This is a genomic window from Chelativorans alearensis, assembly GCF_010993735.1.
Lineage (GTDB): Bacteria > Pseudomonadota > Alphaproteobacteria > Rhizobiales > Rhizobiaceae > Chelativorans > Chelativorans alearense.
This window is the reverse complement of record NZ_WQNI01000018.1, coordinates 64,812-90,583: the sequence shown is the minus strand read 5'-3', so window position 1 is coordinate 90,583 and position 25,772 is coordinate 64,812. Positions and strand designations below refer to the sequence as shown.

At 65.4% G+C, this 25,772-nt stretch carries 21 protein-coding genes, 1 tRNA gene and 1 pseudogene; 10 read left to right on the top strand and 13 right to left on the bottom strand.

The genetic code is table 11. The features are described from left to right. The 10 genes and pseudogenes from GPJ75_RS23810 to tpiA form a co-directional block, all read right to left on the bottom strand. On the bottom strand, positions 1–676 hold a 676-nt coding region (locus GPJ75_RS23810; protein ID WP_163272067.1), incomplete at its 3' end, for a biotin/lipoyl-containing protein. A gap of 15 nt (positions 677–691) precedes the next feature. Beyond that, positions 692–2,092 carry a pyruvate dehydrogenase complex E1 component subunit beta gene (locus GPJ75_RS23805; protein ID WP_163272065.1) on the bottom strand — a complete coding sequence of 467 codons (1,401 nt, stop codon included), beginning with the start codon at positions 2,090–2,092 and terminating at the stop codon, positions 692–694. A 14-nt stretch (positions 2,093–2,106) separates the two neighbouring features. Continuing rightward, positions 2,107–3,183, bottom strand: coding sequence for a pyruvate dehydrogenase (acetyl-transferring) E1 component subunit alpha (pdhA, locus tag GPJ75_RS23800; protein ID WP_163272063.1), 1,077 nt, complete (start codon positions 3,181–3,183; stop codon positions 2,107–2,109). Positions 3,184–3,410: 227 nt separating this feature from the next. After that, the gene (locus tag GPJ75_RS23795; RefSeq protein WP_163272061.1) at positions 3,411–3,737 is read right to left on the bottom strand and encodes an FtsB family cell division protein; all 327 of its coding nucleotides are present in this window, start codon (positions 3,735–3,737) and stop codon (positions 3,411–3,413) included. Between the two features lie 62 nt (positions 3,738–3,799). Then, complete coding sequence (gene eno / locus GPJ75_RS23790; RefSeq protein WP_163272058.1) at positions 3,800–5,074, bottom strand: phosphopyruvate hydratase; 1,275 nt, start codon at positions 5,072–5,074, stop codon at positions 3,800–3,802. A gap of 180 nt (positions 5,075–5,254) precedes the next feature. Beyond that, the gene (gene kdsA / locus GPJ75_RS23785; protein WP_163272056.1) at positions 5,255–6,085 is read right to left on the bottom strand and encodes a 3-deoxy-8-phosphooctulonate synthase; all 831 of its coding nucleotides are present in this window, start codon (positions 6,083–6,085) and stop codon (positions 5,255–5,257) included. A 14-nt stretch (positions 6,086–6,099) separates the two neighbouring features. Then, positions 6,100–7,029: a VOC family protein gene (locus GPJ75_RS23780; RefSeq protein ID WP_163272054.1), complete on the bottom strand. Its 930-nt coding sequence runs from the start codon at positions 7,027–7,029 to the stop codon at positions 6,100–6,102. A gap of 103 nt (positions 7,030–7,132) precedes the next feature. After that, complete coding sequence (pyrG, locus tag GPJ75_RS23775; RefSeq protein ID WP_163272052.1) at positions 7,133–8,761, bottom strand: CTP synthase; 1,629 nt, start codon at positions 8,759–8,761, stop codon at positions 7,133–7,135. Positions 8,762–8,928: 167 nt separating this feature from the next. After that, positions 8,929–9,294: pseudogene (secG, locus tag GPJ75_RS23770) on the bottom strand (preprotein translocase subunit SecG); the annotation flags it as partial. A gap of 142 nt (positions 9,295–9,436) precedes the next feature. After that, on the bottom strand, positions 9,437–10,201 hold the full coding sequence (gene tpiA / locus GPJ75_RS23765) for a triose-phosphate isomerase (protein ID WP_163272048.1): 765 nt from the start codon (positions 10,199–10,201) through the stop codon (positions 9,437–9,439). A gap of 136 nt (positions 10,202–10,337) precedes the next feature. Here tpiA and GPJ75_RS23760 point away from each other — a divergent pair, with 136 nt between their 5' ends. The 6 genes from GPJ75_RS23760 (at position 10,338) to lexA (ending at position 16,597) form a co-directional block, all read left to right on the top strand. Beyond that, entirely contained in the window at positions 10,338–12,224 is a 1,887-nt protein-coding gene (locus GPJ75_RS23760) for a SurA N-terminal domain-containing protein (protein ID WP_163272046.1), read from the top strand. 8 nt (positions 12,225–12,232) lie between these two features. Further along, positions 12,233–13,249: an anthranilate phosphoribosyltransferase gene (gene trpD, locus GPJ75_RS23755; protein WP_163272044.1), complete on the top strand. Its 1,017-nt coding sequence runs from the start codon at positions 12,233–12,235 to the stop codon at positions 13,247–13,249. A 20-nt stretch (positions 13,250–13,269) separates the two neighbouring features. Beyond that, positions 13,270–14,085 carry an indole-3-glycerol phosphate synthase TrpC gene (trpC, locus tag GPJ75_RS23750; protein ID WP_163272042.1) on the top strand — a complete coding sequence of 272 codons (816 nt, stop codon included), beginning with the start codon at positions 13,270–13,272 and terminating at the stop codon, positions 14,083–14,085. Position 14,086: 1 nt separating this feature from the next. Beyond that, the gene (gene moaC / locus GPJ75_RS23745; protein WP_163272040.1) at positions 14,087–14,605 is read left to right on the top strand and encodes a cyclic pyranopterin monophosphate synthase MoaC; all 519 of its coding nucleotides are present in this window, start codon (positions 14,087–14,089) and stop codon (positions 14,603–14,605) included. Beyond that, on the top strand, positions 14,586–15,791 hold the full coding sequence (locus tag GPJ75_RS23740; protein WP_163272038.1) for a molybdopterin molybdotransferase MoeA: 1,206 nt from the start codon (positions 14,586–14,588) through the stop codon (positions 15,789–15,791). The genes moaC and GPJ75_RS23740 overlap by 20 nt, the downstream gene beginning before the upstream one ends. Before the next feature lie 95 nt (positions 15,792–15,886). Beyond that, positions 15,887–16,597, top strand: a complete 711-nt coding sequence (lexA, locus tag GPJ75_RS23735; RefSeq protein ID WP_163272036.1) for a transcriptional repressor LexA — start codon at positions 15,887–15,889, stop codon at positions 16,595–16,597. A gap of 60 nt (positions 16,598–16,657) precedes the next feature. Here lexA and GPJ75_RS23730 read toward each other — a convergent pair whose 3' ends face one another. Further along, positions 16,658–20,050 (bottom strand): DUF3971 domain-containing protein, encoded by a 3,393-nt coding sequence (locus GPJ75_RS23730; protein WP_163272034.1) that lies wholly within the window; start codon positions 20,048–20,050, stop codon positions 16,658–16,660. Between the two features lie 144 nt (positions 20,051–20,194). On the opposite strand from GPJ75_RS23730, the gene GPJ75_RS23725 reads away from it, so the two are divergent. Together GPJ75_RS23725 and GPJ75_RS23720 are read left to right on the top strand one after the other, a co-directional pair. Then, the gene (locus GPJ75_RS23725) at positions 20,195–20,662 is read left to right on the top strand and encodes a peroxiredoxin (protein WP_163272031.1); all 468 of its coding nucleotides are present in this window, start codon (positions 20,195–20,197) and stop codon (positions 20,660–20,662) included. Positions 20,663–20,744: 82 nt separating this feature from the next. After that, a complete protein-coding gene (locus GPJ75_RS23720) occupies positions 20,745–22,016 on the top strand; it encodes a M23 family metallopeptidase (protein ID WP_163272029.1) in 1,272 nt (423 codons plus the stop codon). 74 nt (positions 22,017–22,090) lie between these two features. Here the strand turns inward: GPJ75_RS23720 and tig are convergent, their stop codons facing one another. Then, entirely contained in the window at positions 22,091–23,557 is a 1,467-nt protein-coding gene (gene tig, locus GPJ75_RS23715) for a trigger factor (protein WP_163272075.1), read from the bottom strand. Between the two features lie 84 nt (positions 23,558–23,641). After that, positions 23,642–23,726, bottom strand: a tRNA-Leu gene (locus tag GPJ75_RS23710). Positions 23,727–24,019: 293 nt separating this feature from the next. Between GPJ75_RS23710 and GPJ75_RS23705 the strand changes: the two genes are divergently transcribed. Together GPJ75_RS23705 and trmFO are read left to right on the top strand one after the other, a co-directional pair. Further along, positions 24,020–24,160, top strand: coding sequence for a DUF1127 domain-containing protein (locus GPJ75_RS23705; RefSeq protein WP_159586039.1), 141 nt, complete (start codon positions 24,020–24,022; stop codon positions 24,158–24,160). 200 nt (positions 24,161–24,360) lie between these two features. Beyond that, on the top strand, positions 24,361–25,767 hold the full coding sequence (gene trmFO, locus GPJ75_RS23700; protein WP_163272027.1) for a methylenetetrahydrofolate--tRNA-(uracil(54)-C(5))-methyltransferase (FADH(2)-oxidizing) TrmFO: 1,407 nt from the start codon (positions 24,361–24,363) through the stop codon (positions 25,765–25,767). The last annotated feature ends 5 nt before the right edge of the window (positions 25,768–25,772 follow it).

Below are 25,772 nucleotides of genomic sequence, written 5' to 3'. Positions count from 1 at the left end.
GGGGCACGAGCTCGTAGGAGCCTTCCTCGAAGAGCTTCAGCACCTGATCGTCGGACATGGGTTTGGGCGCGGGGGCCGGCGCCTCGGGTGCCTTGACCGCGCCGCCCGAAAGCGCCGCCTCGACATTGGCCTTCACCACGCGGCCGCGCGGGCCGGAGCCGGCGACGGCGGCAAGGTCGATGCCGGCCTCCCGGGCGATGCGGCGGGCGAGCGGGGAGGAGAAGACGCGGCCGTCCTTCCCCCCTTCGACCACTTCGAGGCGGGGCGGCTGAGCGGCCGGAGACGGTGCGGGCCGAGCGCCTTCTTCGCCGACCGGCGGGCGCTCGCCGCCGCTCTCCTGCGCCGCTTCCGCAGGCTGCGGACTTGGGGAAGAAGGGGCAGCCGCGCCCGCACCGCCGTTCCCGGCGGCCTTGGCGGCGTCGGCCACGTCCTCGCCCTCTTGCGCGAGCACGGCGATCAGCGCATTCACCTTCACGCCTTCCGTGCCCTCGGGCACGACGATCTTGGCGACGGTCCCTTCATCCACCGCCTCCACTTCCATGGTCGCCTTGTCGGTCTCGATCTCGGCGATGACGTCGCCGGACGAAACGCTGTCCCCCTCCTTGACCAGCCACTTGGCGAGGTTGCCCTCCTCCATCGTGGGTGAAAGGGCCGGCATGGTGATCTGAATCGGCATATAGGATCCCTCTCCTTAGCCCCGGTAGGTGACGGCCTTCACCGCCTCGACGACTTCGGCCACGCTCGGAAGCGCCAGCTTTTCCAGGTTGGCGGCGTAGGGCATCGGCACATCCTTGCCCGCAACGGTGATGACCGGCGCGTCGAGATAGTCGAAGGCGCGCTGCATCACCTGGGCGGCGATATGATCGCCGACGGAGGATTGCGGAAAGCCCTCCTCGACGGTGACCAGCCGGTTGGTCTTCTTCACCGATTCGATGACGGTATCGAGGTCCATCGGCCGGATCGTGCGCAGATCGATGATCTCGACGTCAAGGCCCATGCCGCGCAACTCCTCCTCGGCCTTGAGCGCATAGGTCATGCCGATGCCGAAGGAGACGATGGTCGCATCCTTGCCCGCCTTGTGAATGCGCGCCTTGCCGATGGGCAGCACGAAATCATCAAGTTTCGGCACATCGAAGGTCTGGCCGTAGAGGATTTCGTTCTCCAGGAAGATGACCGGGTTGGGGTCGCGGATGGCCGCCTTCAAGAGCCCCTTGGCGTCGGCCGCCGTATAGGGCATCACCACCTTGAGGCCGGGGATGTGGCCGTACCAGGCGGCGTAGTCCTGGCTGTGCTGGGCGGCGACGCGGGCGGCCGCACCGTTGGGGCCGCGGAAGACGATGGGCGCGCCCATCTGGCCGCCGGCCATGTAGAGCGTCTTGGCCGCCGAATTGACGATCTGATCCATCGCCTGCATGGCGAAGTTGAAGGTCATGAACTCGACGATGGGCTTGAGCCCCGCGAACGCCGCGCCGACGCCGACGCCGGCAAAGCCGTGCTCGGTGATGGGCGTATCGACCACGCGCTTATCGCCGAATTCCTGCAGCAGGCCCTGGGTTACCTTGTAGGCGCCCTGATACTCGGCCACCTCCTCGCCCATGACGAAAACGTCCTCGTCGCGGCGCATTTCCTCGGCCATGGCATCGCGCAGCGCCTCGCGCACGGTGGTGGGCACCATTTCGGTGCCTTCGGGAATGTCCGGATCGGCGGGAAGCGCCGGCGCCTCGGCCTTTGGCACAGCGGCGGGCTTCGGCGTCTCCTCCACCTTCTGCGCCGCCGGCTCTTCCGCCGGTGCCTGGGCGGCGGGCGGAGGCGCGCTCACGGGAGCCTTGGAAAGGTCTTCCTCGCTCTCGCCGTCGGCGAGCAACAGGGCGATGGGTGTGTTGACCTTCACGCCTTCGGTACCCTCACCGATGAGGATCCTGCCGATCTTTCCTTCGTCGATCGCTTCGACCTCCATGGTCGCCTTGTCGGTCTCGATCTCGGCGATCACATCGCCGGGGGCGACGGCATCGCCTTCCTTCTTCAGCCATTTGGCCAGATTGCCCTCCTCCATGGTCGGGGAGAGCGCGGGCATGAGAATTTCCGTGGGCATCGGCAGCGCCTCCCTTAGAGCAGGATATCGGTATAGAGCTCGGATACGTCCGGCTCGGGATCCGACTGGGCGAAATCGGCCGCATCGGCGACGATCTCGCGCACGCGCTTGTCCTCCGCCTTCAAGTCGTCCTCGCTCGCCCACTTCTTGTCCAGGAGCCGTTTCTTCACCTGCTCGATCGGGTCGTGCTCGGAGCGCATCTTCTGCACTTCGTCCTTGGAACGGTACTTTGCCGGGTCGGACATGGAGTGGCCGCGGTAGCGGTAGGTCTGCATCTCCAGGATGATCGGCCCCTTGCCGGAGCGGCACCAGTCGACCGCAAGGTCGCCTGCGGCCTTCACGGCGCGAACGTCCATACCGTCGACCTGGATGCCAGGAATCTTGAAGGAGAGGCCGCGGTGCGAGAAATCGGTCTCGGCCGAGGAGCGCGAGACCGAGGTGCCCATGGCATAGCGGTTGTTCTCGATGACGTAGACCACGGGGAGCTTCCACAGCGAGGCCATGTTGAAGCTCTCGTAGACCTGGCCCTGGTTGGCCGCGCCGTCACCGAAATAGGTGAGCGAGACGCTGTCGTTGCCGCGATAGCGGTTGGCGAGCGCCAAGCCGGTTCCGAGCGGCACCTGAGCGCCGACGATGCCGTGGCCGCCATAAAAGTTCTTCTCCTTGGAGAACATGTGCATGGAGCCGCCCTTGCCCTTGGAGTATCCCCCGCGCCGGCCGGTCAGCTCCGCCATGACGCCGCGCGGGTCCATGCCGGTGGCCAGCATGTGGCCGTGGTCGCGGTAGCCGGTGATGACCTGGTCGCCCTCCTTCAACGCCATCTGCATGCCGACGACGACAGCCTCCTGGCCGATATAGAGGTGGCAGAAGCCGCCGATCAGGCCCATGCCGTAAAGCTGGCCTGCCTTCTCCTCGAAGCGGCGGATCAAGAGCATGTCGCGGTAGGCCGAAAGCTCCTGCTCTTGTTTGAACTCTTCCGGCTTCGGCGTCCTGACGGCGGGTGTGCCGCCGGCGGTGGATGATGGTTTGGCTGGGCTACGGGATTTTGCCGACGAAGGTTTCGGCGCGGTTTTCCTGGCGGCTGTCGCCATCTGTCACTCCCTAGAAAGCGTCTCTTGACGGACATCGGACCTGCCTGCGACACCATACTGCCGCAGGACACGCATCTAGTCCACGCCAAGCAGCCATCCATGGCAAACAGTTCGGGGCTGGACGCTATCATGACGGAAAGGCTTCCGCCATGCGAAATTATGCATGGCAGCCATGCCGGCTAACCTGTTGGGAAAATTGAAATTCTTCTGGATTAACTGGAAACCGGTTAATTCACGCTGTCAGCCGGGCGGAATATGACGATCTCGTTCTCCCGGACGAGATTCAACGCCCGCCGCGCCTGCTCGTCCAGCATATCCTTTTCCAGCGAACCGTCGTTGAGCAGGCTCACCCGCTCCTCCAGGTCCCCGCGCTCCTTGTGCAGCGCGTCGAGCTTGGCCTCAAGTCCGGCGATGCGGCCTTCCAGCCGCTCCTTGCCGTTGAGGCCGTAGTCGCCTTGATAGGCATGAAAGCCGAAATAGGTGAGCACGAGCGCGGTGATCGCCGGTACGATCAACCGGCCTGTATTGCGGCGTTTGTGATGGCGGGTCCACATGCGGCGAAATTCCTTCCGCCGCATGTAGTCACATCTTGCTTAATGGAGGGTTATCCGCGCCGTTACCCGCGCAAAATCGTCCGTCCCGCGTAGCGCGCCTGCTTGCCCAGCTCCTCTTCGATGCGGATGAGCTGGTTGTATTTGGCAAGCCGGTCGGACCGGGCGAGCGAGCCGGTCTTGATCTGCCCGCAATTGGTGGCGACCGCGAGGTCGGCGATGGTGGCATCCTCCGTCTCGCCCGAGCGGTGCGACATCACCGCCGTATAGGCGGCCTTGTGCGCCGTCTCAACCGCGTCCAGCGTCTCGGTCAGGGTGCCGATCTGGTTGACCTTGACGAGGATGGAATTGGCGATGCCCATCTTGATGCCGTCGGAGAGCCGCTCGGAGTTGGTGACGAAAAGGTCGTCGCCGACGAGTTGCACCTTGTCGCCGGCAAGCTCGGTGAGGATCTTCCAACCCTCGAAATCGTCTTCGGCCATCCCGTCCTCGATGGAGATGATGGGATAGTCGGCGGCGAGCTTGGCGAGATACTCGGCCTGCGCCTTGGCCTCGCGCGTCTTGCCCTCGCCCTCGTAGACGTACTTGCCGTCCTTGAAGAACTCGGTCGCCGCGCAATCGAGGGCGATGGCGACGTCCTCGCCGGGCTTGTAGCCGGCCTTCTCGATGGAGGTCATGATGAAGTCGAGCGCTTCCTGGGCGCTCTTCAGCCCCGGCGCGAAGCCGCCCTCATCGCCCACATTGGTGTTGTGGCCGGCCGCCTTCAGCCCCGCCTTCAGCGTGTGGAAGATCTCCGCGCCGCAGCGCACCGCCTCGCGCAGGCTCTCCGCTCCCACCGGCATGACCATGAATTCCTGGAAGTCGATGGGATTGTCCGCGTGCACGCCGCCGTTGACGATGTTCATCATCGGCACCGGCAGAACATGCGCCGAAGCGCCGCCGACATAGCGGTAGAGCGGCAGGCCGGAGGCTTCCGCGGCCGCCTTGGCGACGGCGAGCGAGACGCCAAGGATGGCGTTGGCGCCGAGCCGGCTCTTGTTGGGCGTGCCGTCGAGCTCGATCATGGTGCGGTCGATATGGATCTGGTTCTCCGCCTCCATGCCGCCGATGGCCTCGAAGATTTCGCCGTTGACGGCATCGACGGCGCCGGCGACGCCCTTGCCGAGAAAGCGCGGGCCGCCGTCCCGCAATTCCACGGCCTCGTGCGCGCCCGTGGAGGCACCGGAAGGCACCGCCGCGCGGCCCATCGAGCCATCCTCCAGGACCACATCCACCTCAACGGTGGGATTGCCCCGGCTGTCGAGGATTTCACGTCCGACGATGTCGACAATGGCAGTCATGGGCTGGTTCCTCCGGCTCGGATTGGCGTGAAGACAGATGCGCCCCTCTTATCGCAGGCGGCGAAAAAGGCAATGCGTATACATCCACGCGTCCCGGAAGCCGGAGGGCAGCGGAGGCTGTCCGAGACCTATTCCGCAGCTCGTCCACGTGCCGGAATGACGCGCGGAGATAACGGCGCGTCAATCCCCCTTCGCCACCCGGTCGAACGCCATCAGGCGCTCCAGCAACGCCGGCATCTGGTCGAGCGGCACCATGTTGGGCCCGTCGGAGGGCGCGTTGTCGGGGTCCTGGTGGGTCTCGATGAAGACGCCGGCAACGCCGACGGCCACGGCGGCGCGCGCCAGCGTCTCGACGAAGCGCCGCTCGCCGCCGGTGGAGCCGCCCTGCCCGCCCGGCTGCTGCACGGAATGTGTGGCATCGAAGATCACCGGCGCGCCCATCTCCGCCATCTGCGGCAGGCCGCGCATGTCCGAGACGAGCGTGTTGTAGCCGAAGGAGGTGCCGCGCTCGGTCACCAGCACATTGGCGTTTCCCGAGGCGGTGATCTTGGCGACGACGTTCTTCATGTCCCAGGGGGCGAGGAACTGGCCCTTCTTCACGTTGACGACGCGGCCGGTCCGGGCAGCAGTGATCAGAAGGTCGGTCTGGCGGCACAGGAAGGCAGGGATCTGCAGGACGTCCACGGCATCGGCCACCAGGCCGCATTGCTCTTCCGTGTGAACGTCGGTCAGCACCGGCACGTCGAGTTCGCGCCTGAGATCGGCGAAGATCGGCAGGGCCGCGTCGAGGCCAGCGCCGCGCTTGCCCGAAAGCGAAGTGCGGTTGGCCTTGTCGAAGCTCGTCTTGTAGACGAAGCCGATGCCCAGCTTCCGTGTCAACTCCTTCAGCGCGCCGGCCATCTCGAAGGCGTGATCACGCGATTCGAGCTGACAGGGACCGGCGATCAGCGCCAGCGGGGCGTCGTTGGCGAAAACGGCGCTGCCGACTTTCACACGCGGACTCGGCGTCATGTTTCAGGCTCCATTCAAGGCAAAAAAAGGAGATACCCCAAAAACGTCTCAAAAGCGGAGCTTTCAACCTCCTCGAAGATGAAAACTGCACCCTGTCCCGGCGCGGGTGGCACCAGAAGCCGGTTTCTATGCATGGTATGGGCGATTTTCGCAACGGCCAGCCGTTCGGCGATCGCATCGATGCTTGGCGTGCGGAACACAATGCCGCAGAGCCTCAGGCGATCGTCGCCGCCGGCCTCGATGCGACAGAAGTGCCTGGCATCCGCGTGCCCTAGGAGCCAAACGGCCGCATGCGGAGGCGACCCACCCTGAGGGTGCTCGGGAGAGAGCGTCCAAATTCCCGCTCCATCGTCAGGCTCCTTGCGGAAGAGCCGGGTGAAGAAGTCCTCGCCGACGCTCGGCTCCGCCGCCGTTGCGAGAATGCGCGATATACCGACAACGCCATTGTCGTGCCGCCGCAAGGATCGGTCGACCGCCGGCATGTTCACCCGCTGGCAGGCGAAGAAGAAGGAGGGGCAAGAACTGGGTGCGGCAAAAGCCAGTTCGAAAGAGGCCTGCGCGCGGTTTCCGCCGGCATCCACGAAGGGCCGCGAGAAGGAAAGCGGTCGCCCTGCGGAGATTCTCTCCCCCACGAAGCGGGCGTGCTCCGCAGCAGTGTTGCTCGTGCCGAGGGCGATGGCGGAGAATCCCTCCTCGCCGCAAGCCTCGCGAAACTCCCGGTCCCGCAGGACAAAGGTGTTGCCGGCGGCAATCGCCCCGCGCGCAGCTTCTTCATCGGCAATGGAGAGCGGCTCCAGATAGGTATCGTCGCGGAAGAACACGCAGCAATTGGCCGTGCCGAAAGGATGGGCGGCGTCCGGCGCTACGGTGAAGCCGAGGCTCGTGAGCCGTTCCCGCGCCGTCGCGAGACTCTTGGTCGGGAGAACGCAATGGTCGAGCTTCATACAAATCTCCAGCAATAAAATTCGACAAATAAAACTACCCAGACAGGTAGTGAGGAGATTTGAAACTGCAACTCCAAGAAGCAACCAGCCGTCGGACGATCACTCACACCAGCCGCGACTGCTCCACGGCGGCGGCGATGAAGGAGGCGAAGAGCGGGTGCGGCTCGAAGGGCCGGCTCTTGAGCTCGGGGTGGTATTGCACGCCGATGAACCAGGGATGGTCGGCATATTCCACGGTCTCCGGCAGCACGCCATCGGGCGACAGGCCGGCAAAGACCAGCCCGCACTCTTCCAGCTTCTGGCGGTAGCCGATATTCACCTCGTAGCGGTGACGGTGGCGCTCGGAGATTTCCTCCGAGCCGTAGATTTCAGCGATCTTCGAACCGGGCGTCAAACGCGCGTCATAGGCGCCGAGCCGCATCGTACCGCCGAGATCCCCGGCGGCGGTACGTTTTTCGAGCATGTTGCCCTTCAGCCATTCGGTCATCAGGCCGACGATAGGCTCGTCGGTCGGGCCGAACTCGGTCGAGGACGCTTTTTCGATGCCGGCAAGAGACCGCGCCGCCTCGATGCAGGCCATCTGCATGCCGAAACAGATGCCGAAATAAGGCACCTTGCGTTCGCGGGCGAATTTGGCGGCCAGGATCTTGCCCTCCGAGCCACGCTCGCCGAAGCCGCCGGGAACCAGAATCCCGTGCACCTTTTCCAGCCAGGGCGCCGGATCCTCCTTCTCGAAGATCTCCGATTCGATCCATTCGAGATTGACGCGCACGCGGTTTGCCATACCACCGTGGGAGAGCGCCTCGTTGAGCGACTTATAGGCATCCTTGAGGTCCGTGTACTTGCCGACAACGGCGATGGTCACCTCGCCTTCCGGGTTGTGGATGCGGTCGCAGACCTGCTGCCAGCGCTCCATGCGCGGCTTCGGCGCCGGGTCGATGCCGAAGGCGGCGAGCACTTCGCCGTCGAGCCCCTCGCGGTGATAGGCCATGGGCACGTCGTAGATATGCGCCACGTCGAGCGCCTGGATGACGGCCTCCTCGCGCACATTGCAGAACAGCGAGAGCTTGCGCCGCTCCTCCGCCGGAATTTCGCGGTCGGCGCGCACCAACAGGACGTCGGGCGCGATGCCGATGGACCGCAACTCCTTGACCGAGTGCTGGGTGGGCTTGGTCTTCAGTTCGCCGGCGGCAGGAATCCATGGCATCAGCGTCAGATGCACATAGACCGCGTTGCCGCGCGGCAATTCGTTGCCGAGCTGGCGGATCGCCTCCAGGAACGGCATCGCCTCGATATCGCCCACCGTGCCGCCGATCTCGCAGAGCACGAAGTCGAACTCGTCGTTGCCTTCCAGGATGAACTGCTTGATCTCGTCGGTGACGTGCGGGATCACCTGCACGGTGGCGCCCAGATAGTCGCCGCGCCGCTCCTTCTCGATGATGTTCTGGTAGATGCGGCCGGTGGTGATGTTGTCCTGCTTGTTGGCCGAGCGCCCGGTGAAGCGCTCGTAATGGCCGAGGTCGAGGTCGGTCTCCGCCCCGTCATCGGTGACGAACACCTCGCCGTGCTGATACGGTGACATCGTGCCGGGATCGACGTTCAGATAGGGGTCGAGCTTCCTGATACGGACGCGGTAACCGCGCGCCTGCAGCAACGCGCCGAGGGCCGCTGCCGCAATGCCTTTGCCGAGGGAGGAAACCACGCCGCCAGTGATGAATACATATCGCGCCATGGGACTTACCGCTTAACCGGACGAAGGCGATTCCGCCAGAGCAAAATCCCCAAACCCGCAACTTTTTGGCTGCGCACCGACAAGCTGCCGCGCGCGATTTCGAAATCGGCGACGGGATCCGTTGCTGAATCCCGTTCGAAATTAAGTAGTTACTGACCCGTCGGCACCTGCGGCTCGGAATCGGCCGGCTCTTCCGCCGGTGCCGGCTCCGACGAGGCGCCGCTGCCGCCAAGTTGGTCGAGAACGCCGCTGCCGCCGCCCTCACCCTGCTCCTGCGTCTGCGGCAGCCGGTCGAAGATATCCGTCGGCTGGGCCTGATAGCGCGCGATCAGCGACAAGCCGAGCGAGGTGACGAAGAAGGCCGCGGCAAGGATCGCCGTTGCGCGCGTCAGCGCGTTGGCCGCCCCGCGCGCCGTCATGAAGCCGGAGCCGCCGCCAATGCCAAGCCCTCCACCCTCCGAACGCTGCATAAGCACCACGCCGACAAGCGCAAGCACGGTGAGCAAGTGGATGACGATGACGATGGTCTGCATGATTCCTTCCGGCGCCTGAGGCGGAGCGGGCGATGCGCCCGCGGACGCGGCTCATTACACGCCTTTGCCCGTTTTTCCAAGTCCCCGTCACCACAGATAGGCGTGGCATGCGGCTTTACAAGAAAAGACGGTGGGCAGAGGCTCAAACAGTGCGCGTCGCCTCGCTTATGGCAAGGAAATCGGCTGCCTTGAGGCTGGCGCCACCGATCAGCGCACCGTCGACATTGGGGATCGACAAGAGTTCGCGCGCGTTGCCGGGCTTTACCGAACCGCCGTAGAGGAGCCGCGTGCGTTTTGCCTCTTCACCGATCTTCTTCTCCAGTTCGGTGCGCAGATGGGCATGCGCTTCGGCCACGTCCCCGGTTGTCGGCGTCAGCCCCGTGCCGATCGCCCATACGGGCTCGTAGGCGATCACCGTGTTTTCGGCCGTCGCCTCGGCGGGCACGGAGCCCGCGACCTGGCGCGAAAGCACGGCAAGCGTCTCGCCCGCCTCGCGCTGCTGCCGCGTTTCCCCCAGGCAGATGACGGCGACAAGGCCGGCGCGCCAGGCCGCTTGCGCCTTGGCGGCCACGTCTGCATCGCTCTCGCGGTGATCCGTGCGCCGCTCGGAGTGGCCGACGATCACAAAGCCGGCACCGCAGTCGGCAAGCATTTCGGCGGCGATGTCGCCCGTATGGGCGCCGCTCTCGGCAGCGTGGCAGTCCTGCCCGCCCAGGAAGACCGGTGTCGATCCGAGCACCCCGCTCGCCCGCGAGAGGAGCGTCGCCGGCACGCAGATCAGCCCTTCGGCGCCGTCGCCGGCGGCGGCGGCAAAGCCTTCGCCGATGGCCCCCAGTTCGCCGAGCGAGGCGCTGGTGCCGTGCATCTTCCAATTGCCTGCGATGAGCGGACGGATCGCGGGTGTCATGGGGCCTCCATTCGTTGTCGTGTCCTGGTCGAAGGATGTTCACTACCAAAAAGGCGCTACAAAGCAATCGACAGTGGCTTTCAAGGGCGCTATTGCCAACATTCGCCAAGAAAAAAGAGAATTATAGCGGATCACCATGCTCGACAGCCTGAGACAAGCGGCCACAACCTGGATTGCGAAGCTTCTGCTCGGCCTCCTGGTCCTGAGTTTTGCCGTGTGGGGCATTTCCGGCCAAATCCTGAACGGTGCCGGGGGCGCCGTCTTGACGGCGGGCGGTACGTCCGTTTCGCCGCTCGATTTCCGGCTGGCCTACGACCGCCAGATCGCCGAGCTTTCGCAGCGTTTCGGCACCAGGCTGACGCGCGAGCAGGCGGTGGCGATGGGTATCGACGAGCAGGTGCTCGCGCAACTCGCCGCAGGCGCCGTGCTGGACGAGACGGCACGCGAGATGGACCTTGGGTTGTCGCAGGACAAGCTTGCCGAGCTGGCGACCTCCGACCCGGCTTTCCGCGGCGCCGACGGCCGCTTCAACCGGCAGCAGTTCGAGTTCGTCCTGAGACAGGCGGGCATGCGGCCGGAAGACTACCTGAAGAACCGGCAGAACGCCGCCATGCGCCAGCAGATCGTCGATGCGGTCGCAGGCGGCGTCTCGGCGCCCGATGCGCTGCTGCGCAATGTCGCGCTCTACCGGGGCGAGGACAGGACGATAGAGTACGTGCCCCTCCCCCGCTCCCTCGTCGAGCCCATCGAGAAGCCGAACGAGGAAGAGCTGCAGAGTTGGTTCGAGGAGCGCAAGGATGACTACGCCGCTCCCGAATACCGCAAGATCAACTACGTGAAGCTGGAAGCGGAGGATATCGCCGACCCATCGACGATTTCCGACGAGCAGGTGCGCGGCTACTACGAGAAAAACCGCGTGCGCTACACGACGCCGGAGCGCCGCACCATCGAGCAGATCAACTTCTCCGAGGAAGATGATGCCGTTGCCGCCCGCGAGAGCATGCGCACCGGTGCGACCTTCGAGGGCGTGGTGGAGATGCAGGGCAAGACCCCCGAGGACATCAGGCTGGGCACCTTCACGCGCGCCGACGTCGCCGACGAGGCGGTGGCCGAAGCCGCCTTCGCGCTTGAGGAAGGCAAGGTGAGCGAAGTGGTCCAAGGCGCCTTTGGACCGGTGCTCCTGCGCGTGACGGAGATCGTTCCCGAAAAGGTGACGCCGCTCGACCAGGTGGCCGGCGAAATCCGCCAGGAACTGGCGCTCGACGAGGCGAGCAACCTGGTGCTCGACACTTACGATGCCTATGAGGATGCGCGCGCCGCCGGCCAGACGATGCAGGAGGCGGCGAACGCGCAGAGGCTGACGATGCGCACCGTCGAGGCCGTCGACCGTTCCGGCCGCCGCCCCGACGGCACCGTCATCGAGGACCTTCCCCAATCGCGGCAATTGCTCAGCGAAGCCTTCGAGACGGACAAGGGCGTGGAGAACCCGCCCATCGACCTGCCCAGCAACGGCTTTCTCTTCTACGAGGTGGAGGACATCGTGCAGGCACGCGAGCGCTCGTTTGCCGAAGTGCGCGAAAAGGTGGTCGAGGACTGGACCGAAGCCGAGGTCGAGGCGCGGCTTGCAGAGCGCGTCAAGGAACTCCAGGATACGCTGAAGGGCGGCAAGACGCTCGACGAGATCGCCGCCGAGATCGGCCAGGAGAAGGTCGTCAAGCGCGGGCTGAAACGCGAAGCGGACGACCCGGATCTGGGTCGAGCGGGCGTTGCCGCCGCCTTCAGCGTGCCAGAGGGCGGATCCGGGGCTTTTGCCAATCCGGCCGGCGAGGGGCAATTTCTCTTCCAGGTGACGGAGGTGTTCGAGCCGGCATCGGTCTCCGCCGACGCGGTGCCCGAAGACGTTGCCAACAGTCTCACCCAGGGCATCTCCAACGACCTTCTGGACCAGCTCGTCGCACGGCTGCAGGCCGAGCATGAGGTGACCGTCAACCAGGCCGCCCTGCAGCAGGCGCTGAGCTTCTGAGGCCGGTGATGGCAGACCTCAAGCAACATATCGCCAAGGTGGCGAGCGGCACGGCCCTCAGCTTCGCCGAGGCGCGCGAGGCCTTCGAGGTCATGATGTCCGGCGAGGCCACGCCGAGCCAGATCGGCGGCTTCCTGATGGCGCTCAGGGTGCGCGGGGAAACGGTCGACGAGATCAGCGGCGCGGTCGACACCATGCGGGCGAAGATGCTTCCGGTCGAAGCCCCCGGGGATGCGATCGACATCGTCGGCACCGGCGGCGATGCCTCGGGCACCTACAATGTTTCGACCTGTGCGGCCTTGATCGTCGCCGGCTGCGGCGTGCCGGTGGCCAAGCACGGCAACCGGGCGCTTTCCTCACGCGCGGGCGCGGCCGACAGCCTCGCGGCCCTCGGCGTCGACATCGAGATCGGGCCGGAGAAGATCGCCGCCTGCATCGCCGAGGCCGGTGTCGGTTTCATGTTCGCGCCGGCCCACCATGCGGCCATGCGCCATGTCGGGCCGACGCGGGTAGAGCTCGGCACGCGCACCATCTTCAACCTGCTCGGGCCGCTGTCGAACCCGGCGCGCGTGAAACGCCAGCTCGTCGGCGTCTTCTCGCCCGAGTGGGTGGAACCGATCGCCCATGTGCTCAGAAAGCTCGGCGCAGAAAAAGCCTGGGTGGTGCACGGAGACGGGCTCGACGAGATGACGACTGCCGGCACGACCCAGGTGGCCGCGCTGGAGAATGGCGCCGTGCGCACATTCGAGGTGACCCCCGAGGAGGCAGGCCTGGCGCGCGCCGAGATGGCCGCCCTGAAAGGCGGCGACGGCGAACATAATGCACGAGCCCTGCGCGCCGTGCTGGAAGGCGCCAAGAACGCCTACCGCGACATCGCCCTTCTCAACGCCGGCGGTGCCCTGGTCGTGGCCGGAAAGGCCGAGACGCTGGGAGACGGCGTGAGGCTTGCGGCAGCAGCGCTGGACGACGGCCGTGCGCTCGCGGCGCTCGAGAGGCTGGTCGAAGTCTCGAACCGGGAAGCATGACCCCAGGAGCGTACCGGTAAATGACAGACATTCTGCGCAAGATCGAGGCTTACAAGCGCGAGGAGATCGCTGCCGCGAAAGCCGCCATGCCCCAGGCCGAGCTTGAGGCAAGGGCGCGCGAGGCCGCCCCCGTGCGCGGCTTTGCCGAGGCGTTGCGCGCAAAGCATTCTGCCGGCCTCCTGGCGCTTATCGCCGAGGTCAAGAAGGCGAGCCCCTCGAAAGGGCTCATCCGCGCCGATTTCGACCCGCCTCGGCTGGCGGCTGCCTATGAGCGCGGCGGCGCGGCCTGCCTTTCCGTGTTGACGGACAAGCCGTCCTTCCAGGGCGCGCCCGAGTTCCTCGGCCAGGCGCGGCGGGCGACGAGGCTCCCTGCCCTGCGCAAGGACTTCATGTTCGAGCCTTACCAGGTCTACGAGGCGCGGGCCTGGGAAGCCGATGCGATTCTCATCATCATGGCGAGTGTGACGGACGACGAGGCGAAGGCGCTGGAGGAGACGGCCGGCAAACTCGGCATGGACACGCTGCTGGAGGTGCATGACGAGGTCGAGCTGGAACGCGCGCTCGGGCTTTCCTCGCCGCTTATCGGCATCAACAACCGCAATCTGAGGACCTTCGAGACGACGCTTGCCACCTGCGAGGCGCTGGCGCCGCAGGTGCCGGAGGATCGCATCGTCATCGGCGAGAGCGGCATCTTCACCCACGAGGACTGCCGCCGCCTCGCAAACGCAGGCATCTCAAGCTTCCTCGTCGGCGAGAGCCTGATGCGCCAGGACAATGTCGAGGCGGCGACGCGCAGGCTGCTCGGGCTTGAAACGGACGTAAAGGCGGCAGGCTGAGATGGCCGGAGACGAAAAGAGCGGACTGACCCATCTTACCGCCGACGGACGGGCGGAGATGGTGGATGTCGGCGCGAAGGACGACACGGCCCGCACCGCTGTCGCAGCCGGTGCCGTGACCATGGCGCCGCAGACCTTGCGGGCGATCCTGGCCGGAGACGCCAAGAAAGGCGATGTCATCGCCGTCGCCCGGCTTGCCGGCATCATGGCGGCGAAGAAAACGCACGACCTCATTCCGCTCTGCCACCCGCTGGCGCTGACCAAGATCGCCGTCGATATCGCGCCGGATGAGGCACTGCCCGGCTTGCGCGTCGAAGCGACGGCGCGCGTGACAGGCAAGACGGGCGTGGAGATGGAGGCACTGACGGCCGTCTCCGTCGCCTGTCTGACGATCTACGACATGGCCAAGGCGCTGGACAAAGGCATGGTCATCGGCGAGGTGCATCTCAAGGAAAAGACGGGCGGCAGGTCCGGCACCTGGCGCGCGCAAGGGGCGGACGATGGCTCTGCTTCCGGTTGATGAGGCGCTGGAGCGCATCCTCGACGGCCTCAGCCCCCTCGCCGCCGAGGAGGTGGCGCTTACGGAAGCCGCCGATCGCGTACTCGCCGCGCCGCTGAAGGCGCGGCGTACGCAGCCGCCTTTCAACGCCTCGGCCATGGACGGCTATGCCGTTCGCGCGGCGGATGTCGGGACGGTTCCAAGAACCCTTTCCGTCATCGGCGAATCGGCAGCGGGCCACCGCTTTGCCGGTGCGCTCCAGCCGGGCGAGGCCGTGCGCATCTTCACCGGCGCACCGGTGCCGGAGGGCGCGGACGCCATTCTCATCCAGGAAAACGCGCGTAGGCTAGCCGACGGTCGCATCGAGGCCATCGAGCCTGTGACTGCCGGGCGGCACATCCGCCGCGCCGGCCTCGACTTCGACGAGGAAGACCCGGTTCTGGAGCAAGGTAGGGTGCTGGACCCAGCGGCCCTGTCGCTGGCCGCGGCTGCGGGGCATGCCACCCTCCCCGTTGTGCGCCGGCCGCTCGTCGCGGTCATCGCCATCGGCGACGAACTCGTGCCGCCGGGCACTGCGCCCGGTCCCGACCAGATCGTCGCCTCCAACGGCTTCGGTACCGCCGCCCTCGCCGGGCGCGACGGCGCCAGGATTGTCGATCTCGGCATCGTGCCCGACAGCGAGGAGAAGATATCCGCCGCTCTTCGCAAGGCGCTCGCCGCAAACGCCGATATCATCGCCACGCTCGGCGGCGCCTCGGTCGGCGACCACGATCTGGTGCGCCGGGTGCTCGAGGCGGAAGGCGCCGCCCTCTCCTTCTGGAAGGTCGCCATACGGCCCGGCAAGCCGATGATGTTCGGCCGGCTTGAAACAACGCGTGTGCTCGGCCTGCCCGGCAACCCGGTCTCCAGTCTGGTGTGCGCGCATCTCTTCCTGCGACCGATGATCGCCCGGCTTTCCGGCCGGCTCTTTTCGCCGGACCTGCGCCAGGCGGAGCTGGCCGTTCCCATGCAGGCCAATGACGAGCGGCAGGACTATGTGCGCGCCACGGTCTCCCACGGCCCGCGCGGGCTGATCGCGACGCCGTTCGAGCTGCAGGATTCCTCCATGCTCAGCACCCTCGCCGCCGCCAACGCCCTCATCGTCCGCGAGCCGAATGCGGGGCCGAGCGAGGCTGGCGCGCGCTGCCAGGTGCTGATGCTGCGCTGACGGGTTCCGACACCTCAATATTTTCCTATTGCGGAACACAACTGGAACGTCTACGTTATGTTCTGGTTTTGTTTACTGATTCCGGGGTGGAACCGATGCTGACACGCAAACAGCACGAGCTGCTGCTATTCATCCACGACCGTCTGAAGGAGACGGGCATACCGCCCTCCTTCGACGAGATGAAGGAGGCATTGGATCTGGCCTCGAAGTCCGGCATCCACCGGCTGATCACCGCGCTCGAGGAGCGCGGCTTCATCCGCCGCCTGCCCAACAGGGCCCGCGCGCTGGAAGTGCTGCGGTTGCCTGATTCGATCGCTCCTGGGCTCGGGGGGCCGCGCAAATTCTCACCCAGCGTCATCGAGGGAGGCCAGGGCCGCGCGGCACCGGCGCCCAAGCCGCTGGCCAGCAACAACGATGCATCGGGCGTCGTCTCCATTCCCGTCATGGGGCGGATCGCCGCCGGCGTGCCCATCGAGGCCATCCAGCACCAGACCCACTCCATCGGCGTGCCTCCCGACATGCTGTCGAGCGGTGAGCATTTCGCGCTTGAGGTGAAGGGCGATTCGATGATCGAGGCCGGCATCTTCGATGGCGATACGGTCATCGTCCGCCAGACCCAGACCGCCAATCCCGGCGAGATCGTCGTCGCATTGGTCGACGAGGAGGAAGCCACGCTCAAGCGCTTCCGCCGCAAGGGCGCCTCCATCGCGCTGGAGGCGGCGAATCCGGCCTACGAGACGCGCATCTTCGGCCCCGACCGAGTGAAGGTGCAAGGCCGTCTGGTGGGCCTCATCCGCCGCTATTGAAGCGCCTCCTTTCCTGTGTGCGGCAGTGGCCTTCCGTGCGTGGCGGGAGAAGGGAAACGATCAGCGGAATTCGAAGATGCGGCGGAATATCCCCGGCGCGATGGCGGAGATGGGATTGATCTCCAGCGCCGGAGCATCGAGCTTGCCGGTGAGCCGGTATGTGATGCCGATGAGGCCACCATTGCGCCCATTGCCGAGGATTTGGCCAATGATGGGAATTTCACCGAAAACCCGGTTGATTCCATAGAGCGGCAGAAAGGTGCCGGTGATGGCGGTGTTGTCGTTGGGGTCGTACAGCGTTCCCTGGAAGGTCGAGCCGATCAACGGGCCGCGCAACACGCCGTCTCTGATCTCCAACTGCTCCCGCCTCTTGGAGAGCGTGGCGGAACCGTACTCGAACTGAACGCGAGAGACATCCATCTCACCGTTGGGGTTCTCCGCGCTGGCAGCGACGAGCGACCCCAGCCGTTCTTCATTGACCACCCAGAAGTCGCGAATGTCGAACTGGCCGGAAAGATCGTCGTCGCTCGCGCCGGAGAGCGCGAGGCTGAGCCGCCCGCCGTCCACATGCTGGTAGATATTGAGGAAGCGCAAAAGGGCGCCGGCGTTGCTTGAGGAGGCGCGCACAGTGCGGCGCCCCTGCTCCACGCCTTTCGTGAATTGCACGGCGCCGTTCGCGGCCACAGCGGCGCGGATGGACAGCCGCTCCGGCTGCGCCGCTTCGGCCGAATAGGCCATTTCCACCTGGCTCAGACCTTCGCCATTGAACCCTTGCACGTTGGCAAGCGAGGCTTCCACCGTGATCCCGGCCCCGCTGTCCGCGCCATGCTCCTCTGCCGCTCTATTGTCCAGCACACGTTCGATCACCCCGCGCGCATCGAACGAACGGCCGTTCACAGACACGGAATAGCCGCTGCCCGTGTGCCGAATGGTAGCGGCATAGTCGTCGATGCGGTTGAGACGCACCCCGTCCAACCGGGCTTCCTGCAAGCTGCCGCCGGCAAGGCGAATATGGCCGCTCACCGCGAAACTCTCGCCGTCCAGGGTAAATTCGGACAGCTCGGACACCTTGTTGTCCCCTTCCGGGCCGTCCCCTTCCGGGCCGTTCTCGTCGAGAAAGAAGCTGGCGGCGGCCGGTATGCCGGCACCCTTCTGCCAGCCGATCCACGGCACGGTGAGGCGCGCGGTATCGAGCGCAACGGCGACCTTCTTGCGCCCGTCGGGCTGTTCGTCATAGACGATTTCGAAAGGCCCGGAGACCAGCACGTCCAAGCCGGGGAAGAGCCTGTCGCGCGCCGCGTCGTCCATCTGCAGCTCGACATGGCGCACCCGCTCCACTTGCGAACCACCCAGGGGCTCGACGATGCGCAGGCGCGCCGGAACCGCGTTCAACTCGGCCTCGGCGGAGAATTCGGCCCTGTCCGGCTGCACCAGAAGCGAGCCGTTCGCCTTCGTCACCTCCTGACCTTCGAAGGGCTTGGCGATCGACAGGCCCTCGTAGTCGAGGGCGACACGCCAATCGAGATCCTTTGCCGGAATGCCGGCCTGCAGCGGAATATCGGCGCTGATGTGCCCGGACGCCGCCCCTCCCTCGAGATCGCCAGGGGCGATGTCGTGGAACCGCGAAGCATCGATGGGCTCGTGGGAAGCGAGTTCGACCATGGCGGCCGCCTCGCCCTCGACATCGATCTCCAGCCTGCTGATACGCGGCTTCTGGTGGGCCGCGTCGATCGTCAGGCTGCCGCCGCTCGCCTCCACCAGGCGTCCGCTCGGCATGTAGATCGTGCCCTTCGACAGGCCTACCGCCACATCCGTGCCACGAAACTCGACCCAGCCGGTACCGTCGCGCACGGGCGGGATGTCGCCAGCAATATCGAAGCGCGTGTTCTCCAGGGCAAATCGGCCGACCACCTCATCCTGCGACAGCGGCACACCGTTTCCAAGGCGGCCGGGCGGGACGTTAAGCCGCAGATTGCTGTCGCGCACACGCCCGCCGAATACGTGCTCCAGCATCCAGTTGCGCGCGCCGCTCGCGGCGAACCACGGCCAGAACTGCTTCGCATGCGCCGTCGGCATATCCTCGACATAGAGCGCCAGCCTGATACCGGGCGACACACCCGCCGGCATCGTCAATACCGCGTTCCCCGCCAGCCCTCCGTCAAAGGTGCGCACCTCTATCCTCTCCGCGGTCAGCCGCGATGCCGCCGGCTCGTACCGGCCGGCAAGGCGCATGGCGAAGGGAAGTGCCCGCTCGGGCGAATCGGCGGGCGCGAGCACCGATTCGCGCGACACCAGATCGTACCTGTAGGCCGCCTCGCCGCCCGCTACCGTGATAGGAGTGACGGCCCCTTGAAAATTAACCTGCGTCCGCCCTGCCCCGATCTTGGAGGCAACCACGGAGAAGGCCTCGTCTCCTTCGGCAAAGGCGGCGCGCATCGAGGCCGCGTCGAGCGACAGCGTGTCTTCGTCGATTTTGACGGCGATATCCTCAAGCCGCGTGTCGAGAGCCAGCCAGCCCTCCTCCCCGCCTCCGGCTTCGCGCCCCGATAGCGACAGCCGGGCATCGCCCAGCGCGCCTAAGGCACCTTCCCGCCCATCCGCGCTCGCGCCGCTGGTATCGGACGTGACGGCGTCAAGCGACAAGGCCGTGATCGCACCGCTCTGCCCGTCACGTTCGGCCTTTCCGCTTAAGGCGATGCCGCGGCCGCGGTAGACCGCCGAGCCTTCAAGCACGATCTCTGCCTCGCCCGCCCGCTGTAGCTCGAGCGTCTCGATCAGGAAATCGGGAACAGCCTGCCCTTTCGCCGTTCGCAGGCCGACATTGGCGAGGCTGATGCGGCTGAGACCGGAGGATTCCGTCATCTCGAACGCCCGTTCCACCGCGCCGAAGACCGCCGCATAAACCTCGTCCGGCGTCATGACCGGCGCTGTCAGACCTCCTTTCCGCAGCCTGGGCATGTCCGCGGGCGAGATCGCGGCATCGGTGAGCCCCACCTGCGCGACCTCGATCCTGCCATCCAGCAGCGGCCACGCCTTGAGACCGAAGCGCAGAGTGCCGGCGGTGGCGAGCACCGCATCGGTGTCGGCCCTTGCAATACGCGCGTCCCGCACCTCGAGCGCCAAAAGGCTGGTTTCGCCCAACCCCAGACGCAGCTCCCCGAGCCTTACATCGGCATCAAAGCCCGCCATTCTGGTGATGGCACGCTCGGCCGCCACCCGCAGCCGCTCATTGCCGATTGCATCGACGCCAACCAGATAAAGCGTTCCGCTCAAGACCAAAAGCAACAGAGGAAGCGCAAGCACGGCGATCGCGGCCCAGCCAAGGATGCGTGCACGCCACTGTCTGGGCAGGGGGCGCGAGGATGGGCAGGTAGCGGACGGAAAGCGCTTCAGCGAGGCGATCTCGCCACGCCGAAAGTGCACCTTCTCGTGGTCCGGTCCTGCGTTCTCCAAGCGGCTTCCTGTCAATGCGTTTCCGTTCGGTTGGACGAATCCCCTTAGGCCATTATATCTGTGCACCCGATTCAAGGGGGCCGGCTTACAGGAAATCCAGATATTTTGTCGGATGCCGGCCTAAAGCTAAAGAGAGGTGATTAAATGGCCGATCTCGACAAAGAAAGCGAAGCCCCCGATTTCGAACTACCGCGAGACGGCGGCGGAAGCTTGCGGTTGTCGGAGCTGCGCGGCAAGCCGGTGGTTCTTTACTTCTACCCCAAGGACGACACCAGCGGCTGCACCGCCCAGGCGATCGATTTTACCGCCCGCAAGGCCGAGTTCGACGCGCTCGGCGTGGCGATCGTCGGCATGTCGCCCGACAGCCAGAAAAGCCACGACAAGTTCAAGGCGAAGCACGGGCTGGCGATCGACCTGGTCTCGGACCCGGAAAAGAAAGTGCTGGAGGCCTACGGCGTGTGGGTCGAGAAAAGCATGTATGGCCGCAAGTACATGGGTGTCGAGCGCACCACCTTTCTTATCGCGCCGGACGGACGCGTTGCGCAGGTCTGGCGCAAGGTGAAGGTACCGGGCCATGTGGACGCGGTGCTGGAGGCGGCGAAGGCTCTTTGAAGTCGCCCGGCAAAGCCTTTGTTAACCCTAATGGAGTGTAATCGGCCTCATCGGAATCCTCGATAAATGGAACCTCATACCGGTGAAGCGGGCACAAGGGGCGGACATATTCCGCGGGCGCAGAAAGCCGACCACGATTATCGTCGCGCGCGGCGACGACATCCGTTATTTCACAGTGCGCCCATGGCTGGCGGCGGTTGCCGGCACGGCACTGACGGTCGCGGCAGCGGGCTATCTTGCAGCGACAGCCTATCTGGTGATGCGAGACGACCTTATCGGCTCCACAATGGCGCGCCAGGCACGCCTGCAACAGGCTTATGAGGACCGGATCTCCGCCCTCAGAACGCAGGTCGACCGCGTCACCAGCCGGCAGCTCTTGGACCAGCAGCTCATGCAGCGCAAGGTGGGCGAGCTCATCGAACGCCAGGAGCGGCTGAGCGAGCGCCACGGTCAACTCGTTCCTGTTCTGGAGCGCACCGGAGATATCGTCGGCGAGAAGGAGATACCGGTCCCCTCCCCGCGCCCCGACATCCGCGCCGACGCCGATGGCGGCGGCCTTCAGCTCGACGGGATGGTCACCGGGACGGCCTATGCCGGCGTGGCGTCATCGCGTATCCCCTGGCCGATCCGCGGCATCGACCAGGAAACCGAGGTCACAGGGGCCGATCGCATGTTCGTCGAGATCGACCGCTCGCTGCGCGACATCGAAGCGGAGCAGATCGAACGCGTGGAAACGCTTGCCGAGGAGGCATACCAGACCGCCGAGACGATCGCCGATGCGCTCGGTTCGGCGGGCATCTCGGTTGCCGACGGTTATGGAGCAGAAGATGTCGGCGGGCCGCTGATCGCGCCGGCCGCGAATATCGGCTTCGAGGAGAAAGTGCGCGAGCTCGACGAGGCGCTGCAGCGGCTCGATGAGCTGAAGCGGACGGCGCGGCGCGTCCCCATCGCCAACCCGCTTCCCGGCGCGGCGGTGACCAGCGGGTTCGGCCTGCGGCGCGACCCCATCCTGCGGCGGCCGGCGCATCACTCCGGCGTCGATTTTCGCGCTCCTCGCGGTGCGGCGATCAGAGCCACCGGCGCCGGCACCGTCGTCACCGCCGGCTGGAACGGTGGCTACGGGCGCATGGTCGAGATCGACCATGGCGGCGGCATCACCACCCGCTACGCCCATCTGAGCAAGATCCTGGTCGGGCCGGGGGATAAGGTGAATGCTGGCGCGGCCCTCGGCCAGGCGGGTAGCAGCGGCCGCTCCACCGGCCCGCACTTGCACTACGAGGTCCGGCACAACGGCACCGCCGTCAACCCGCTGAAATACATCTCCGCCGGGCGCCGCATCGTCGAATATCTTTAGATGAAAAGAAAAAGCCCCGGCGGATGACCGGGGCCTTTCTGTCTTCGTTACTCGGTTGACGAGGGAAAGCGGGACTATTCGGCGTCCGCTTTCTTGGCCGCCGCTTTCTTTGGCGCGGCCTTCTTAGGCTCCGCCTTGGCCGCCGCCTTCTTCTTCGGCGCAGCCTTTTTCTCGGCTGCCGGCTTCGGCGTCTCCGCTTCGTCCTCGTCGTCCGCAAGAAGCTCCTCGCGGCTCACCTTCTTGTCGGTGACGTCGATCTTGGTGAGCAGGTGATCAACCACCTTCTCCTCGAACAACGGGGCGCGGATGCCGGCCAGCGCCTGTGGGTTCTGGCGGTAGAAATCGTAGATTTCCTGCTGCTGGTGCTGCGGGTAGCGGCGGATCGATTCGATCAGCGCCCGCTGCATCTCGTCCTCGGCAACCTCGACCTTTGCCTCCTCGCCGATCTGCGCCAGAACGAGGCCGAGCCGCACGCGGCGCTCGGCGAGCGTGCGGTATTCTTCCCGAGCTTCTTCCTCGGTGGTGTCCTCGTCCTCGAAGGTGCGGTTCGCCTGCTCCAGATCGCGGGTCACCTGCCCCCAGATGTTGTCGAACTCGGCATCCACCAGCTTCGAGGGCGCCTCGAACTTGTAGGTCTCGTCCAGCGCGTCGAGAAGCTGGCGCTTGGCCTTCTGCCGGGTGACCTGGCCGAACTGGTTCTCGAGCTGGCCACGGATGATCTCGCGCAGCTTGTCGGCCGATTCCAGGCCCAGCTTCTTCGCCAGCTCGTCGTCGATTACCAGCTCTTCGGCCGCGGCCACCTGCTTGACGGTGATGTCGAACTCGGCCTCCTTGCCGGCCAGGTGCTGGGCGGCATATTCGGCGGGGAACGTCACCTTGATGGTCTTCTCCTCGCCCGCCTTCAGCCCGACGAGTTGCTCCTCGAAACCGGGGATGAACTGGTTGTGGCCGATCACGAGTTCCGAGTCGGTTGCCGAACCGCCTTCGAACAATTCACCGTCCACCTTGCCGGCATAGTCGATGGTGACCTTGTCGTTCTCCTCCGCCTTGCCGTCCTTCGGCTCGTAGGTGCGGACGGAATCGGCCACGCGCTTGACCTGCTCCTCGACCTCCTCCTCCGGCACGTCGTAGACCGGCCGGGTGATCTTGATATCGGTAAGGTCCTTGATCTCGATCGGCGGAATGATCTCGTAGCTCATGGAGAATTCGAAATCGGCGGCGCCGGCAAGAACCTTCTCCGCCTCCTTCTCGTCCTCGGTCATGGAGATTTCCGGCTGCATGGCCGGCTTCTCGCCGCGATCCTCGATGATGGACTTGGAAGAATCGGACAGAATCTCGTTGACCACCTCGGCCATGAAGGACTTGCCATACATGCGGCGCAGATGCTGCAACGGCACCTTGCCGGGGCGGAAGCCCTTCAGCCGCACCTTGTTCTTGGCATCCTCCAGCCGTTCCATCAGCCGGGCTTCCATGTCCTTGGCCGGCACGGTGACCTTGATCTCGCGCTTCAGGCCTGAATTGAGTGTCTCGCTAACCTGCATCATAAAACCTTTGTGTTCATTCAGCGCCGCTGCCCGACGGCGTATCACCGTTCAGCCTGCCGAAAGATCTTTTCCGGGGTGGCCTGGTGCGGGTGGAGGGACTTGAACCCCCACGGCTTGCGCCACAGGAACCTAAATCCTGCGTGTCTACCAGTTCCACCACACCCGCTTTCCGAAAGCCGACGCTCCCGAAAGCGCGGGTTCTATATCACCTGCCCTTGGTCTATCAAAGGGAAATTGCCCGAAAAACAGGCTTTTTTGGCTGCCGGGCGGCAACCCGCGCCGCGTCCGCCGCAGCCACACGCACACGGTACATCGTGGCGGGCTCGCGGCACAATTATGATGCAATGCACAATACGCATTGCTGCTATGCAACATTATCTCTTCCGGCGCGGCGCGAAGCCCCCTATCTGTTGCTCACAAGACGGTTGGACAAACCAGACGAACAAAGTGAGCAAGACGATGAACCTGATCCGCAACTACCGCAACTGGCGCCGCTACCGGCAGACGGTTAATGAGCTGAGCCGCCTTTCCTCGCGCGAGCTGAACGACCTCGGCATTGCCCGCGGCGACATCCCCTTCGTGGCGCGCAAGTCGCTCTAACGAACACGAATTTCGCCAGGGTCACCTCCTCCCGACCCTGACGGATGCGACCGGCCTTCACCTCCTCCCGATAGCCGGTCACCAAAACGACACCCGCCGGACCTCCTCCCCCGGCGGGTGTTGTTTTTTTGTCCGCTCCCTCCCTTTCCGCACCGCACTTCTCGTTGCATTCGCACCGTCTTCGCCCTATCTCGGACGACATGACACAAGCGCCCATTCACGTGATCGGCGGCGGGCTTGCGGGCTCGGAAGCCGCCTGGCAGGCGGCCGAGGCCGGCGTGCCCGTCATCCTGCACGAAATGCGCCCCGTGCGCGGCACGGATGCGCACAAGACGGACGGCCTGGCCGAACTCGTCTGCTCCAATTCCTTCCGTTCCGACGACGCGCAGACCAACGCGGTCGGCCTCTTGCATGCTGAAATGCGGTTAGCCGGCTCGCTGATCATGCGCGCGGGCGACGCCAGCCAGGTGCCCGCCGGCGGCGCCCTCGCGGTCGACCGCGAGGGATTTTCTGAGGCCGTCACCCGTGCCATCGAGACGCACCCGCTCATTACGGTCGTGCGCGAGGAGGTGGACGGGCTGCCGCCCGCCGAATGGGACCAGGCGATCATCGCCACCGGCCCCCTCACCGCGCCTTCCCTTGCCGAAGCCATCCGGGCGGCCACGGGCGCCGAGGCGCTCGCCTTCTTCGACGCCATCGCGCCGATCGTGCACTTCGAGACGATCGACATGGATGTCTGCTGGTTCCAGTCGCGCTATGACAAGGTCGGCCCCGGCGGCACCGGCAAGGACTACATCAACTGCCCGATGAACAAGGCCGAGTACGAGGCATTCGTGCAAGCCCTGCTCGACGGCGAGAAGACCACCTTCAAGGAATGGGAAGGCACGCCCTATTTCGATGGCTGCCTGCCCGTCGAGGTGATGGCCGAGCGAGGGCTAGAGACCCTGCGCCATGGGCCGATGAAGCCGATGGGGCTCACCAACGCACACAAGCCCGACGAAAAGCCCTACGCCGTCGTGCAACTCCGCCAGGACAATGCGCTCGGCACGCTCTACAACATGGTCGGCTTCCAGACGAAGCTGAAATATGGCGAGCAGGTGCGCGTCTTCCGCCTGATCCCCGGGCTGGAGAATGCCGAATTTGCCCGTCTCGGCGGTTTGCACCGCAACACCTATATCAACTCTCCGGCGCTGCTCGACGGCACATTGCAGCTTAAATCGCGACCGGGCCTGCGCTTCGCCGGCCAGATCACCGGCTGCGAAGGCTATGTGGAGAGCGCTGCGATGGGGCTCGTCGCCGGCCGTTTCGCCGCCGCGGAGCGCCTCGGCCATCCCATCTCGCCGCCGCCGCCGACGACGGCCTTCGGCGCGCTGGTGAGCCATATCAGCGGCGGGCACATTCTCGCCGACGACGAGCCGGGAAAACGCTCCTTCCAGCCCATGAACGTCAATTTCGGGCTCTTTCCGCCGGTCGAGGTCCCGAGGACGGAAGGAAAGCGCTTGCGCGGCAAGGAGAAGACGTTGGCGAAGAAGCGCGCGATGAGCGCACGCGCGCTTGCCGACTGCCGCGACTGGCTGGGGATCGCCGCAAGGGCGGCAGCCGAGTAGGCCGC

Coding starts and splice junctions, on each gene's coding strand:
- lexA (WP_163272036.1), top strand. CDS start 15,887: ATGCTGACACGCAAACAGCACGAGCTGCTGCTATTCATCCACGACCGT.
- tpiA (WP_163272048.1), bottom strand. CDS start 10,201: ATGACACCCGCGATCCGTCCGCTCATCGCAGGCAATTGGAAGATGCAC.
- moaC (WP_163272040.1), top strand. CDS start 14,087: ATGGCCGGAGACGAAAAGAGCGGACTGACCCATCTTACCGCCGACGGA.
- GPJ75_RS23805 (WP_163272065.1), bottom strand. CDS start 2,092: ATGCCCACGGAAATTCTCATGCCCGCGCTCTCCCCGACCATGGAGGAG.
- GPJ75_RS23725 (WP_163272031.1), top strand. CDS start 20,195: ATGGCCGATCTCGACAAAGAAAGCGAAGCCCCCGATTTCGAACTACCG.
- GPJ75_RS23740 (WP_163272038.1), top strand. CDS start 14,586: ATGGCTCTGCTTCCGGTTGATGAGGCGCTGGAGCGCATCCTCGACGGC.
- trpD (WP_163272044.1), top strand. CDS start 12,233: ATGGCAGACCTCAAGCAACATATCGCCAAGGTGGCGAGCGGCACGGCC.
- trmFO (WP_163272027.1), top strand. CDS start 24,361: ATGACACAAGCGCCCATTCACGTGATCGGCGGCGGGCTTGCGGGCTCG.
- eno (WP_163272058.1), bottom strand. CDS start 5,074: ATGACTGCCATTGTCGACATCGTCGGACGTGAAATCCTCGACAGCCGG.
- GPJ75_RS23795 (WP_163272061.1), bottom strand. CDS start 3,737: ATGTGGACCCGCCATCACAAACGCCGCAATACAGGCCGGTTGATCGTA.
- pdhA (WP_163272063.1), bottom strand. CDS start 3,183: ATGGCGACAGCCGCCAGGAAAACCGCGCCGAAACCTTCGTCGGCAAAA.
- GPJ75_RS23705 (WP_159586039.1), top strand. CDS start 24,020: ATGAACCTGATCCGCAACTACCGCAACTGGCGCCGCTACCGGCAGACG.
- trpC (WP_163272042.1), top strand. CDS start 13,270: ATGACAGACATTCTGCGCAAGATCGAGGCTTACAAGCGCGAGGAGATC.
- kdsA (WP_163272056.1), bottom strand. CDS start 6,085: ATGACGCCGAGTCCGCGTGTGAAAGTCGGCAGCGCCGTTTTCGCCAAC.
- GPJ75_RS23780 (WP_163272054.1), bottom strand. CDS start 7,029: ATGAAGCTCGACCATTGCGTTCTCCCGACCAAGAGTCTCGCGACGGCG.
- tig (WP_163272075.1), bottom strand. CDS start 23,557: ATGCAGGTTAGCGAGACACTCAATTCAGGCCTGAAGCGCGAGATCAAG.
- pyrG (WP_163272052.1), bottom strand. CDS start 8,761: ATGGCGCGATATGTATTCATCACTGGCGGCGTGGTTTCCTCCCTCGGC.
- GPJ75_RS23760 (WP_163272046.1), top strand. CDS start 10,338: ATGCTCGACAGCCTGAGACAAGCGGCCACAACCTGGATTGCGAAGCTT.